This window comes from Arthrobacter sp. Rue61a, assembly GCF_000294695.2.
In the GTDB taxonomy this organism is placed as follows: Bacteria; Actinomycetota; Actinomycetes; order Actinomycetales; family Micrococcaceae; genus Arthrobacter; species Arthrobacter aurescens_A.
Genome location: NC_018531.1, coordinates 4,063,274 through 4,075,236, shown reverse-complemented (window position 1 = coordinate 4,075,236; position 11,963 = coordinate 4,063,274). Strand labels below are relative to the sequence as shown.

Genomic DNA, 11,963 nt, shown 5'->3' with positions numbered 1-11,963 from the left:
TTATTGCCGTGATACGGACAATTTGTCCAGAAAATGATAATTAATGCAGGGGTTGGGGCAGGCTTCGCACAAGGATCTTCACTGCTCCAGTGCCTGACCGCGCCTCGGCAAAAGCCTCTTCCACCGATTCCAGGGGGTATTCAGAGATCGGAATTCCTGCCAGTGGAAGTTCATGGTGGCTGATCAGCCGTACGGACTCGGCGAAGTCTGCGGACTCGTAGACGCGCACCCCGAGGATTTCCTGTTCGGCAAAGGCGAGCTCGCGCAGGTCTACCTCGGCCGATCCGTGGTGCACGGCCACAATCACAATCCGCCCCCGCACTGGCGCCACCTTGGTTAGAAGGGGCGTGACGCTGTGATGCCCTGCGCAATCGAAGACAACGTCGGTGGCGGTCTCGCCATGCTCCTTGGCTACCGGGACGTCACTTGGCCCGAGCGCCCGGAGGCCGAGCGCCTCAACTACTTCCCGGCGTCGTTCGCTTGGCTCCACGACAGTAACGTCAGCCGCACCTGCGTGACGGGCGGCCAGCGCAACCAGGATTCCGATGGGTCCTGCGCCGAAGATCAGCACGCGCTCGCCTGCTGCGAGCCTGGCCCTCCGAATGGCGTGAACTGCTACTGCGAGCGGCTCGGCCAGGGCTGCTTCCTTGGCGGGGACATTTTCGGAGAAGGGAATGACGTTCGCGGCAGGTACGGCGATCAATTCCGCCATGGATCCGGGCGTATCGATGCCAAGCAGCCTCAGGTTTCTGCAGACGTGCCACAGTTCCTTCCGGCAGGCGCCGCAGGTGTCGCAGGGCAGGAGGGGGTTGACGGCCACCGTGGCGCCCTCAGTCAGTCCGCTGTCCCCTGGATTCTCAATGGTGCCGGTAATTTCGTGCCCCATCACCAGTGGAAGAGTAGCTCGGGGGTGGGTGCCGCTCACAATGGGGAAGTCCGAGCCGCAGATGCCGGTGAATGAGACCCGAACAAGAACTTCGCCCGGCCCTGCCTCCGGGCGCCGTAGTCGCTGCGTGCCGAACTGCTCTGGGGCCTTGAGGACGGCTGCCCGGATATCCGGGATGGTTTCAATGGTTGGTGTCGTCATCGACTGCTCCTTCGGGTGCACGGCATGGTTCTTGACCACTTCCCTTCAAGTTATCAACTGGCGGACATAAGTTCCACTGATTGATAAAAATCAGTTGGCGACGCCGTTGTTGCATTGGTCATGGGCCTTACGTATCGTGAGTCATGATGTGTGTCCGCTAGGTGAGAGGTTCCAATGACGGAAGCAACGGATCCCAGCGGTGGAATGAACCTCGTGACCAAATCTGCGGCAGTCCTTCGCGCGATCGCTGAGGCAGGCGAGCTGACTGTGAGCGAACTCGCTGAGCGCACAGCTGAACCCGCAAGCTCCCTCTACAGGCTGCTCTCGACGCTCCAGGCGATCGGCTGGGTGGAGGATGGGTCGCGCCGCGGCAAGACCCGGCTCGGCCTCGATTTTGTTCGGCTCGGAGCAAAGCTGGAAGCCCAGCTGGACCTGAGGGACCTGGCGCGGCCAGAGCTTGAGAGGTTGCACGCTGCCACTGGCCAGACATCGTTCCTGTGCATCAGGCGCGGCCTCCGGGCCGTGTGCATTGACCGAATCGATGGCCTGGATGTCCAGATCCACAACCTTAGATTGGGCGAGTCCATGCCCTTGGGCCAGGGGGCCGCGCCCAGGGCTATCCTCGCCTTCGAAATCCCCGAGGTGGTCCAACGCTATTTGAGGGACCTGCCTGAGGATGAACTGTTCGGCCCGGTGGCCCATAACGCAGAGGAACTTCGCCGACTCCTAGCGGAAACGGCGTCCGCCGGCGTTGCAGTGGCGCACAGCGATTGGGGTCAGGGGATTGGCGGCGTTGGTGCGCCAATCTTCAACCACACTGGTGCCGTTGTAGGAGCGCTGTCCATCAGTGGCCAGACCCACAGGGTGTTCCACAGCGACTACGACCCCGTCGCGATGGTCCAATCTGCTGCCGCAACCGTAAGCCGGGCGCTTGGTGCGATTCAGTTGCCGGAGGCTCATCTGCCGGCCGTAGAAAGCGGGGCCGTCTAGTGGCAGCGAAACCCATCAAGGTGATGGCCAACAGTGCTGACCTCCTCAACGCGCTGGCCGACAACGGACCCATGAGCGTGGTGGACATCGCCGAGGCAATTTCCATGCCGCGACCCAGCGTGTACCGGTTGCTTGACGCGCTCGAACACGTGGAACTGATCGGAATCCGGGAAGATGGCAGGGCTCAACTCGGTACGCAGATCCTTCACCTAGCAAGTGCTTCCCTGCAAGGGATTCCGGAGGTCTCCGCAGCCCGTCCCGCCATGGCCCGCCTCAACGAGCTCACGGGCCAGACCGTCTATCTCTGCGCCGTAAGGAACCAACTCGTGACCTGCCTCGATTGGGTCAAAGGGACCAAAGTGACGCTGCTGCTCCTCAACCCCGGCGGCACCCTCCCGCCGCACGCAGGTGCAACGTCGCGGGCCATCATGGCATGGGATGACCAACTCAGGCACAGCGTCACAGCGTCGGCTCCGCTGCAGGCGATCACGCCGAACACCCTCACCACAGCAGAGCAGGTTGAGGCTGACGCAAAAATCATCCGGGAACGCGGCTTCAGTGTGTCTGACCAGGACGTCACCGTCGGTGTCGCCGCACTGGGAGTGCCGCTGTTCGATTCCCATGGCGTATTACGCGGGGCACTGTCAGTTGCCGGACTTCGTGATGACGTCCTTCCTCGGCAGGACGAATTTATTGCATTGCTGCAGGAAGCGGCGAAGGAAACAGCGGCCAAACTCTAGGATCGATCCCAGCTGACCACCACGCGGGCAGCCCCCGCTTCCGTCCGCTCCACGTTGACTACGATCTGCGATTCTTTCGCGCCCATGTCCCGGATCTGCTGCTTGTAATCCTCGACGTGCTCCAGCAATGACTCTTCAGTCCATTCGCCGGGACGCATTCTCGTTGAGATCTCGACCGGCTCTTCCGGGACCAGAATTTCGGCAGGTTGCCGCTGAGGGGTCTTGTCCGGTTCGGGCTCTCCCGGTGGCACCAGCATGCGGAAACCGAAAATTCCACCGGCTATGCCAGCGACGAGACCGGCGGCAATTAGCCAGATGGCCCGTCCGGGTCCGCGTCGTTTGGAACCGGGGCCGGGGAGGTTTGCTGCTTTGGTGGAGCTTCGTCGTGCCATGGGGAATTCAACTTTCCAGTCGGCGTTCGGTAGTCCGTGCATTAGTGGGCCGTAACCCGCCACTCCATCGTAAGCATGCTGAGGACCCTTGGTAAGGCGCGATCCCGATGGTTCCCTCCCCCGAGTAATCAACGACGCCGCCATAGCCGCTCACTGCACGGTTGTCCGGCATTTCCTGCCTGTGGCTAGAACTGCCTAACGGGAAGATAATGAAGGCATAGCACGGCAAGCAGAGCTCGTGCTGATGTTCTGAGCATCGACGCAAGGTTGGCGGCCCTGCTTGTGTGGTGAGGAACTCCGATGTCGTTGTCGGAAGAAGAACGCAGGAGCTTGGAAGAGCTGGAGCGGGATCTCGCTTCAACGGATCCCGATCTCGCCTATGAGCTGAAGTCAGGCCGCCCACGAGGCGCGCTGGCGCGTGCTGTTCTGGGCACTCTTGCCGTCTTGGCCGGTTTCGTGATGGTTATCGCCGGGATCATTAGCCAGCTGGTCATTTTGGGCGTGCTGGGGTTCCTGTTGGCCAGCGGCGGCGCTTACTGGCTCTTTGCCGGGAAGTCGCTACGGAGACGGATACAACGGCACGACGACGACCCTGCACCGTAGCGGGTCCGGCACCTTTGGTGGCGTGACTAGGGAACCGGGGGCACCGGCGGCTGGACCGGGGTCTCCGGCTGCTTGGCTGGCTCAGGTTCGCCCGGGGGCATCATCATGCGCCAAGCAAAGACTGCGCCCGCACCCACCAGGGCCGCAACGATGGCGGTAAACCATACGGCACGGCCGGAGCTGCGTTGAGTTGTCTTCCGGCTGAGCGCTTGGGTTGCCTTCTTCACTGCTCTGGTTGCAGTGCGTTTAGCTTCCTTGGCAGCCTTCTTGTTACCGGTCAAAGTGAGCATGACGCCATGCACCACGGACGGCACATCGGCATGGTTGATCCGGGCCAATGCCCACCTCACCACCGCATCCGTCTGGGACGACGTGCCCTCAGCTGCATGCGTTACCCACTCCCGTGCCAGATCCTGGGCGGCGGGGATGATGGTTTGCGCTTTGTACATGCCGAACCCCTCACGTAGTTAGATGGCTTGGTGCCAGCCTACGCCGGAGCCGCTGCGACCAACAGGTGCCCCCGGCGTGCGCTCCTTCCCGGGTACTCCTGCCTGAGCCCCGGCGCGGCCTAGCCATCACGCGGCCGCCCCGGGACCACATTGGCCGGGAGGTGGGGTAACTGGGAAGGAACGTCGAGTATCAGTTCCGGATTACTGCTGCCAACTCCACCGGGTTTTCAAGCCCGGCCCACGTGCCGTTCAGGGTCAGCTCGCTGTGCAGTTCCGGGGCAGCGGCCGAGTTGGCGGAAGCGTCCGCTGCCACGTCCACTACCCGCGCCACCTTCAAGCGAAGCTCGACGGCATCAATGATGGTCACGCCGCTGCCGGATACCGGCGCCGAGGCACTCAAGGCGGGAACGCCGCCGTCGAGCTTTCCGCTGCCCTTCACCGTGACCGTGCTGGGCCGGGGCTCAGGCTCGCCGTCCACAAACTGTTCCGCCTCCTGCTGGCCGGTGAGGATTGCGGTGGCGAGAGCCTTGACGTAAATGGGATCGGCGCAGGCGTCGTACACCCAGCGCTTGCCGAGGACGGAGTGGTCCATGGTTCCGAGCAGCCACTCCTCAGCGCCGGACAGTTCGTAGCCGCGGTAGCTAAGGGGAACCTGGTAGACGCGCTCGCCAGCGGTGACCACGTGGGTCTCGATTCCGACCTCGCCAGCGGGATCGTCAAAGCGGTAGGCGCCGATGAGCTCCGGGGAGCCATCCTGGATGAACCAAGGCTGCTTTGGGAGGTAGTCAGCGATGAGTTCGAGCTTGGAAGGGGACAGGGTTGCCTTGTGAATGATCGCCATGGTCCCAGCCTAGGGCAGGGCCACGGTGTAGCGTCCTGCCCACGGTTGTGGCAGCTACGCGCCCGGCTTGGTTGTTAGTGAACCCCGGGCGGCGCCCACCATTCCCTCGACGGCGCGGGCAAGGTGCGTGCCGCGATCGTTGACACCATCCCAGCGGACCAAGGCTTGGGCGTTCAGGCCATCCACCATGCCGAGAATCTGCCAGGCGACGGCCGCGGCGTCCGAAACGTTGAACGCTCCGGTCGCGTTCCCGTCCTCGACCACTCCCTGGAAGACCTTCTGCCAAGCATCCATTTGCTCGCGGACCGAGGCGGCCAGGGTTTCGTTGCGGCGTCCCAAGGTCCAGGCCTCCACCCAGATTGCCGTGACGTCCAGCCTGCTGTTGTCCAAAAGGGTGTCCACCAAGAGGGCGAGTCGTTCCGACGGTCCCGGTTGCAGGCTCAGCAAGCCTGCGACTTCCTGTGTTTCCGCAGCCACGATGGTGGCGAAAGTGCTGGACACGAGCGCGTCCATGTTGGGTTGGTAGTGCGCCACCAGGCCTGAAGCGACTCCTACCCGGGCGGCAACATTGCGCAGCGTCAGGGCTGTAAGCCCGGCCTCGAGTGCGATCTCGCGGGCGGCCTCTGTGATTTCTGCGGCGCGCTCTGCCGGTGACTTCCGGACTGCGCGCTTCTGTGGAGTGCTTGACATCAATGACCAGTCTAGATTACCTTTTCAGCATTGTTGATCGTGTGATCAACAAGAGATTTGCACTGAAGACGAAGGAGTCACCCATGGCTTGGAGAATGCCGGCCGAAACCGCACCGCATGAGCGCACTTGGATGGCGTTCCCCCGCACCGGCCTGACGCTTGGCCACGACGCCGCCTCCGCCGAAGAGGCCTACTCGGCCTGGACCGCCGTCGCCCATGCGGTAGCCGAATTCGAACCTGTCACCATGGTGGTGGACCCGAGCGAGCGCGAACGCGCCGCCCGCATGCTGGGCAGTGGCATCGAACAGATCGAGGCACCGTTGGACGAGTTCTGGATGCGCGACGTCGGACCCACCTTCGTCCTCGACGACGAACGTCCCGGCGTGCTTGGCGCCGTGGACTGGATCTTCAACGGCTGGGGTGCTCCGGCGTGGTCCGAGTGGCAGAAGAGCGCCGGAATGGCCCGCTTCGTCGCCGGGAAGGCGGGCGCCGAGCTGGTCAGCTCGCTGCTGGTCAACGAAGGTGGCGCCATCCACGTGGACGGCGAAGGAACCGTGCTGGTCACCGAAACCGTGCAGCTGGATCCGGGCCGGAATCCCTATGCCGACAAAGCGGCAGTCGAAGCCGAACTGGCCCGCACCATCGGAGCCACCAAGGTCATTTGGGTACCCCGCGGACTGACCCGCGACTACGAGGACCTGGGCACGCGCGGCCACATCGACATGGTGGCCACCCTGCCCACCCCCGGCCGTATCTTGCTGCATTCCCAGACCAACCCGGAGCACCCGGATTACGAAGTCAGCCGCACGCTCCAGGCATTCCTGGAAACCCAGACGGACGCAGCGGACAAGCCGTTCGAGATTGTGCCGCTGCCTGCGCCGGAAACTTTGCGCGACGAAGACGGCTTTGTGGACTGGAGCTACGTCAACCACCTGGTGGTCAATGGTGGCGTCATCGCCTGTGGCTACGGTGAAGAACGTGCCGATTCCCTCGCGGCCGAGATCCTGGCCGAAGCCTACCCCGGCCGCCGCGTGGTCACCGTGGACGCCCGGCCGATCCTGGCCCGCGGTGGCGGCATCCACTGCATCACCCAGCAGCAGCCGCGCCTCAGTGGAGCGCAACGCGCTGGAGGTGCAGCGTAATGGCTCGGTTCGACGTCGTAGAAGCGTCCATCGCGCAGTTGCGCGCTGCGCTCGAATCAGGCGAGGTGACCAGCGAGGAACTCACCCAGGCATACCTTGACCGTATCGATGCCTACGATCGCAACGGCATCAAACTCAACGCCATGGTGGTGATGAACCCGGAGGCTTTGGCGGACGCCCGGGCCTCGGACGAGCGCAGGGCGAAGGGCGCGGTGCGGGGGCCGCTGGACGGGATCCCCTACACAGCCAAGGACAGCTACTTGGCTAAGGGGCTTACGGCAGCTGCAGGTTCGCCGGCCTTTGAGCACTTGGTAGCGCAGAGCGATGCCTTCACCATTGAACGACTCCGCGACGCCGGAGCGGTGCTGCTCGGCCTGACCAACATGCCGCCGATGGCCAATGGCGGAATGCAGCGCGGTGTGTACGGACGTGCTGAAAGCCCGTACAACGCTGAGTACCTGACGGCAGCCTTCGGTTCCGGCTCCTCCAACGGTTCCGGAACCGCGACGGCGGCCAGCTTCGCGGCCTTCGGCCTGGGTGAGGAGACCTGGTCGAGTGGCCGCGCACCGGCGTCGAACAATGCTCTTTGCGCCTACACGCCCTCGCGCGGTGTCATCTCGGTGCGCGGCAACTGGCCGCTGGTACCCACCATGGACGTCGTAGTCCCGCACACGCGCACCATGGCGGACATGCTGGAACTGCTGGATGTCATTGTTGCCGATGACGCTGAGACGCGCGGTGATTTTTGGCGCGCGCAGCCGTGGGTTCAGCTCCCGAAATCGTCCGAGGTCCGCCCGGAGTCCTACCTGACGCTTGCCGTGGAAGACGCCGACGGCGGGCAGCTGGCATTGCGGGGCAAGCGCTTCGGGGTGCCGCGCATGTATATCAACGCAGACCCGGACGCCGGGACCAGCGAGCAGCCGGGCATCGGTGGCCCCACCGGGCGGCGCATCGAGACGCGGGCTTCCGTGATTGACCTGTGGGAAGCCGCCAAGCGGGACCTTGAGTCCGCTGGCGCTGAAGTAGTGCTGGTGGACTTCCCCGTGGTCTCAAATTACGAGGGCGACCGACCGGGCGCGCCTACCATTGCCACTCGCGGCTTGGTCAGCACCGAGTACCTCAAACGTGAAATCGAGGACCTTTCGGCCTGGGCATGGGACGACTTCCTGCGCGCCAACGGTGATCCCGCCCTCAACAGGCTTGCCGATGTGGACGGCGCTGCGATCTTCCCGCACCCGAAGGGCGCCCTGGCAGACCGCTACACCGGATTCGACGACCACATCTCCGCTTATCCCCGGCATGTCCGCGAATACGGCGTATCCAACTTCACCGAGATCCCCGAGCTGGAAGGCGGAGTGCGCGGCCTGGAGGAGACCCGCCGCATTGACCTCGAGGAGTGGATGGACGGGCTCGGACTGGACGCAGTCCTGTTCCCGGCGGCTGCGGATGTGGGTCCTGCCGACATGGACGTCAACCCTGCCTCCGCAGACCTGGGCTGGCGCAACGGCGTGTGGGTGGCCAACGGCAACCTCGTTCCCAGGCACCTGGGCATCCCCACCGTTACCGTACCGATGGGAACCATGGCGGATATTGGCATGCCCGTGGGCCTCACCTTCGCCGGCCGCGCGTACGATGACACGGCCTTGTTGACGCTGGCTGCCGCCTTCGAAGCAACGGGTTCGCGGCGGACCACGCCGCCCCGTACGCCCGCGCTGTAGCTTTGCTTATGCCAGCGTTCCTGCCCGGTTGCTTTCCCGCTGTCACCGTAAGAAGGCTCCGACACCGGCGGGTCGGTGTCGTTTTGTGCCCGACGGGGGAACTAACCGGGGAGGAACGCGGACGCCGATGCGTGGCCGGGCCCCGGCTCTGATTACAATCAAAGGGACGTCGACCACTGAGGGAACCATGAAGAAACTCACCACTGTCCTGATCGCTGCCGGGCTTATTGCCTCGGCATCCGCCTGTTCCGCGCAGCAGCAGCTGACCACCGCGGAAACCTGTGACCGCGTTGGCGTCGCCGCAGCCAGTATTCCGCAGAACCCGAGCCAGACGGCCTCGAACCGCGCAGCCAACGCCATCAGGCCTATCGAACCGGTGGCGTCCACCGAGATGAAGCCTGTAGTTACAGCCATCCTTGAGTACCTGGACGAGCAGGCCAAGGAAGAACCGAACGAAGCAAAGATGGGCGAGCTTACGTCGGCCTTCCAGGAAGCCGGCGCCAAGTTCGGCGAACTGTGCCGCGGCTAATGACGCCCGCGGCCTAGCCGAACTTAAGTGTGAAGGGGACCGCTTGATCAACCGGTCCCCTTTTGCATGCCAACCCTCTCTCACTTCCCAGCCCTTATAGCGGGACGCTCTCTCACTCTTCTGAGAAGAGTGAGAGAGGGATCGGCTCAAGGGCGTGGGACGTGAGAGAGGGACGCGCCCTCGTAGTTGCAGTCGAAGTCCACGTAGATGGAGCCCCAGCCTTTGTCGGCCTCCTCCTGCTTGTAGGTGTCCTCCACGGGCTGCCAGAACACCCATGCGTCGGGCTCGAGCTCGCGCAGGTCATTGACCATGCGGCCTGCGATGCCCAGTCCGTTGGTGATGTTGGAGCGGTCCCAGCCGCTGGTGGAATCGCCGAGCGCCGGGTTGCGATTCAGTGACCGGCTTTCGAAAGGGCCGGGCAAGGCGACACTATGAGCCCCTTGAAGCGGCAACAAGGCACTCGAACACGCTCGGTCGTGGTCAATCAGAAGTGGTCGCAGTGTAACCCTTTGTGAGGTCCTCCAGTCTGGGTGTATAGATGTATACAAGTACACTTCCTAGCCGAGGCGGCGCTATATGGCGGATCCACAACCACGCAACACAGGGGCACATCTTGTCTACGGCGAACTGAAACGTCAGATTCTTAGCCTTGAGCTCAAACCGGGTGAGCGCATCTACGAGCCCGCCATGGCCACGGCCCTTCAGGTCAGCCGGACGCCCCTTCGTGAGGCTATCCGTCGCCTGATTTCGGAGAGCTTGCTCGAGCAGCAACCCACCGGGGGAGTGATGGTGCCGGCGCTGGATGAGAAGGCGATTTCAGAGCTTTACGATGTCCGCGCTGCCTTGGAATCCCTGATGGCACGGGAAGCGTGCGCCAATGCGAGTGCCGCGGATCTTGAAGAACTTCGGGGGATCGTGGCCCGCAACGCTGCGATGGTTCAGTTCGCTGATGAAGCCATGAAATACGGGGTTGCCCTGCACGCCGCCATCGCCAGGATCGCCGGAAACTCCTGGGCCCAACGCTTCCATGGGCAGATCGGAAGCCACGTTGAACGCTACCGGTACTTCACCAATAATGCCCCCGAACGTCGCGATGAAGCACTCGCCAATCACCGGCTCCTCGTCGAGGCCATTGCATCCAAGGATCCGGAAAAGGCCGCGAAGATTGCCTTCGACCACGTCATCGGCGCGCGTGATGAGACACTGCGAGTCATCTCAGGCACTGGCCTCGTGGTCGAATGATCGGCGAACTCGGACGGCGTTCATCCACCGCACTCCTCATCCACTCGGCGCTCATCCAAGCAGTGACGTTCCTGGTCCGGCCCGCCACCACGTACCGCGCACTTGAACTGGACGTCCCTGGATTCGCGCTGGGCCTTCTCGCCGCGAGCTATGCGGTGTTTCCCTTGTTACTCGCCTTGCCCATCGGCGGGCTGGTGGACCGCCTGGGTGAGCGTCGACTGATGGCGATCGGGTCCGCCGTCGTTCTGGGCTGTTCTGCGTTCCTGCTGTTCTGGGGGACCTCAGTCCCGGCACTCGTGGCCGGGACAGCGCTTCTGGGAGCGGGTCAGTTGGCCTGCGTGGTGGGGCAACAGGCTGTGGTGGCGAACAACGCGGCGTCGTCGCGGCTGGACTCTGCCTTCGGGTACCTGACCTTCGCCGCATCGCTGGGGCAAGCCTTGGGACCGCTGGCCATTTCCATAGTGGGCGGTGCTTCTGTTCGCCCGAACACGCAGGCAATCTTCCTGCTTGCGACGGCAATGAGCCTGGTGCTGTTCCTGACAACATTTGTTATCTCCGCCAAGGTCAGCCGCAGGAGGCGCACCGCCAAGGGCGGGCCGAAGGGCAGTGCGGTCTCGCTCCTCCGGACGCCGGGTGTGGTCCGCGCGTTGGCAACCAGCGCCACTGTCCTGGCAGTGGTGGACTTGACGGTCGTGTACCTGCCTGCACTCGGCGCGGAACGTGGCCTGACCGCTGCAACCGTAGGCCTCATGCTGACCGTCCGCGCCCTGTTTTCCATGGTTTCCCGGCTGGGACTTGGCAGCATGTCCCGCAAACTGGGCCGGATGAAGCTGCTGATCCTCAGCCTGGCCATCTCCACAGTTGCCCTCGGCGTGGCAGCCATTCCGATGCCGGAGTGGTTGCTGTTCGCCGTGATGGCGTTCCTCGGCCTTGGCCTCGGGATAGGCCAACCACTAACCATGTCCTGGCTCTCGGCGCAAGCACCCGAAGGCCAACGCGGGCGGGCGCTGGCCTTACGGTTGGCCGGAAACAGGGTGGGGCAGGTGGTCCTGCCCAGCGCTATCGGCGTTGTGGCGGTGGGCCTCGGCGCAGCGGGTGTGTTCCTGGCATCCGCGGTTGCCGTGGGCGGAACCATGTTGTTGTTGCGGGGCGTACGGCTGGACGACTAGCCAAGCAAATATTTTCCACTTAGCCGTCATCTTCCGCCCGCTCCCCACACTGCTAGTTAAGCGGAAAGTGAGGGGGGCAGTTCTCAGTGGAGGAAAGCACTGTGGTCAAAATGATGGATCCGGATGCCTTGCCAGTGCGTCGCTACAAGGCGTGGGAGTATTTCCTGCCGGGCGACGAGGTGGTAGTGACAGTATCCGATGAAGGTACCCAGATCGGGGTGGTGGCGGATGTCATGCCTGATGGCACCGGACTCTGGGTCTACCTCGACGGCATAGGACGTCGATTATTCGACGCTGCGGACGATGTGATTATTACCAGATACAGCAGCCCGGCATGAGTACTCCGAGAAGACTGGGATGTGGAGACTGAA

At 63.4% G+C, this 11,963-nt stretch carries 15 protein-coding genes; 9 read left to right on the top strand and 6 right to left on the bottom strand.

Going from position 1 to position 11,963, the window contains the following annotated elements; all coding sequences use genetic code 11:
- Window positions 1–40: 40 nt before the first annotated feature.
- Window positions 41–1,087, bottom strand: a complete 1,047-nt coding sequence (locus ARUE_RS18560) for a zinc-dependent alcohol dehydrogenase (RefSeq protein WP_286139809.1) — start codon at window positions 1,085–1,087, stop codon at window positions 41–43.
- Between the two features lie 174 nt (window positions 1,088–1,261).
- Between ARUE_RS18560 and ARUE_RS18555 the strand changes: the two genes are divergently transcribed.
- The gene (locus ARUE_RS18555; RefSeq protein ID WP_011776199.1) at window positions 1,262–2,077 is read left to right on the top strand and encodes an IclR family transcriptional regulator; all 816 of its coding nucleotides are present in this window, start codon (window positions 1,262–1,264) and stop codon (window positions 2,075–2,077) included.
- Window positions 2,077–2,817 (top strand): IclR family transcriptional regulator, encoded by a 741-nt coding sequence (locus tag ARUE_RS18550; RefSeq protein WP_014922858.1) that lies wholly within the window; start codon window positions 2,077–2,079, stop codon window positions 2,815–2,817. The genes ARUE_RS18555 and ARUE_RS18550 overlap by 1 nt, the downstream gene beginning before the upstream one ends.
- On the opposite strand, the gene ARUE_RS23465 is transcribed toward ARUE_RS18550, so the two are convergent.
- A complete protein-coding gene (locus ARUE_RS23465) occupies window positions 2,814–3,209 on the bottom strand; it encodes a hypothetical protein (protein WP_286139808.1) in 396 nt (131 codons plus the stop codon). The genes ARUE_RS18550 and ARUE_RS23465 overlap by 4 nt on opposite strands.
- 300 nt (window positions 3,210–3,509) lie before the next feature.
- Between ARUE_RS23465 and ARUE_RS18540 the strand changes: the two genes are divergently transcribed.
- The gene (locus ARUE_RS18540) at window positions 3,510–3,812 is read left to right on the top strand and encodes a DUF3040 domain-containing protein (protein ID WP_011776196.1); all 303 of its coding nucleotides are present in this window, start codon (window positions 3,510–3,512) and stop codon (window positions 3,810–3,812) included.
- A 26-nt stretch (window positions 3,813–3,838) separates the two neighbouring features.
- Here ARUE_RS18540 and ARUE_RS18535 read toward each other — a convergent pair whose 3' ends face one another.
- From ARUE_RS18535 to ARUE_RS18525, 3 genes are all read right to left on the bottom strand, one after another.
- Window positions 3,839–4,261, bottom strand: a complete 423-nt coding sequence (locus ARUE_RS18535) for a hypothetical protein (protein WP_014922856.1) — start codon at window positions 4,259–4,261, stop codon at window positions 3,839–3,841.
- A gap of 190 nt (window positions 4,262–4,451) precedes the next feature.
- Window positions 4,452–5,102, bottom strand: a complete 651-nt coding sequence (locus tag ARUE_RS18530) for a CG0192-related protein (protein ID WP_014922855.1) — start codon at window positions 5,100–5,102, stop codon at window positions 4,452–4,454.
- Between the two features lie 54 nt (window positions 5,103–5,156).
- Window positions 5,157–5,792: a TetR/AcrR family transcriptional regulator gene (locus tag ARUE_RS18525; protein ID WP_014922854.1), complete on the bottom strand. Its 636-nt coding sequence runs from the start codon at window positions 5,790–5,792 to the stop codon at window positions 5,157–5,159.
- An 83-nt stretch (window positions 5,793–5,875) separates the two neighbouring features.
- On the opposite strand from ARUE_RS18525, the gene ARUE_RS18520 reads away from it, so the two are divergent.
- The 3 genes from ARUE_RS18520 (at window position 5,876) to ARUE_RS18510 (ending at window position 9,181) form a co-directional block, all read left to right on the top strand.
- Window positions 5,876–6,934 (top strand): agmatine deiminase family protein, encoded by a 1,059-nt coding sequence (locus ARUE_RS18520; RefSeq protein ID WP_043471514.1) that lies wholly within the window; start codon window positions 5,876–5,878, stop codon window positions 6,932–6,934.
- On the top strand, window positions 6,934–8,652 hold the full coding sequence (locus tag ARUE_RS18515) for an amidase (RefSeq protein WP_014922852.1): 1,719 nt from the start codon (window positions 6,934–6,936) through the stop codon (window positions 8,650–8,652). Before ARUE_RS18520 ends, ARUE_RS18515 begins: the two co-directional genes overlap by 1 nt.
- 187 nt (window positions 8,653–8,839) lie before the next feature.
- Window positions 8,840–9,181: a hypothetical protein gene (locus ARUE_RS18510; RefSeq protein WP_014922851.1), complete on the top strand. Its 342-nt coding sequence runs from the start codon at window positions 8,840–8,842 to the stop codon at window positions 9,179–9,181.
- A 146-nt stretch (window positions 9,182–9,327) separates the two neighbouring features.
- Here ARUE_RS18510 and ARUE_RS18505 read toward each other — a convergent pair whose 3' ends face one another.
- Window positions 9,328–9,603 (bottom strand): hypothetical protein, encoded by a 276-nt coding sequence (locus ARUE_RS18505; RefSeq protein WP_043470705.1) that lies wholly within the window; start codon window positions 9,601–9,603, stop codon window positions 9,328–9,330.
- A gap of 154 nt (window positions 9,604–9,757) precedes the next feature.
- On the opposite strand from ARUE_RS18505, the gene ARUE_RS18500 reads away from it, so the two are divergent.
- The 3 genes from ARUE_RS18500 to ARUE_RS18490 all read left to right on the top strand — a co-directional run bounded on the left by ARUE_RS18500 (window position 9,758) and on the right by ARUE_RS18490 (window position 11,930).
- The gene (locus ARUE_RS18500; RefSeq protein WP_014922849.1) at window positions 9,758–10,423 is read left to right on the top strand and encodes a GntR family transcriptional regulator; all 666 of its coding nucleotides are present in this window, start codon (window positions 9,758–9,760) and stop codon (window positions 10,421–10,423) included.
- Window positions 10,420–11,592 carry an MFS transporter gene (locus ARUE_RS18495; protein WP_014922848.1) on the top strand — a complete coding sequence of 391 codons (1,173 nt, stop codon included), beginning with the start codon at window positions 10,420–10,422 and terminating at the stop codon, window positions 11,590–11,592. The genes ARUE_RS18500 and ARUE_RS18495 overlap by 4 nt, the downstream gene beginning before the upstream one ends.
- Window positions 11,593–11,678: 86 nt before the next feature.
- Window positions 11,679–11,930, top strand: a complete 252-nt coding sequence (locus ARUE_RS18490; RefSeq protein WP_014922847.1) for a hypothetical protein — start codon at window positions 11,679–11,681, stop codon at window positions 11,928–11,930.
- Window positions 11,931–11,963 lie beyond the last annotated feature (33 nt).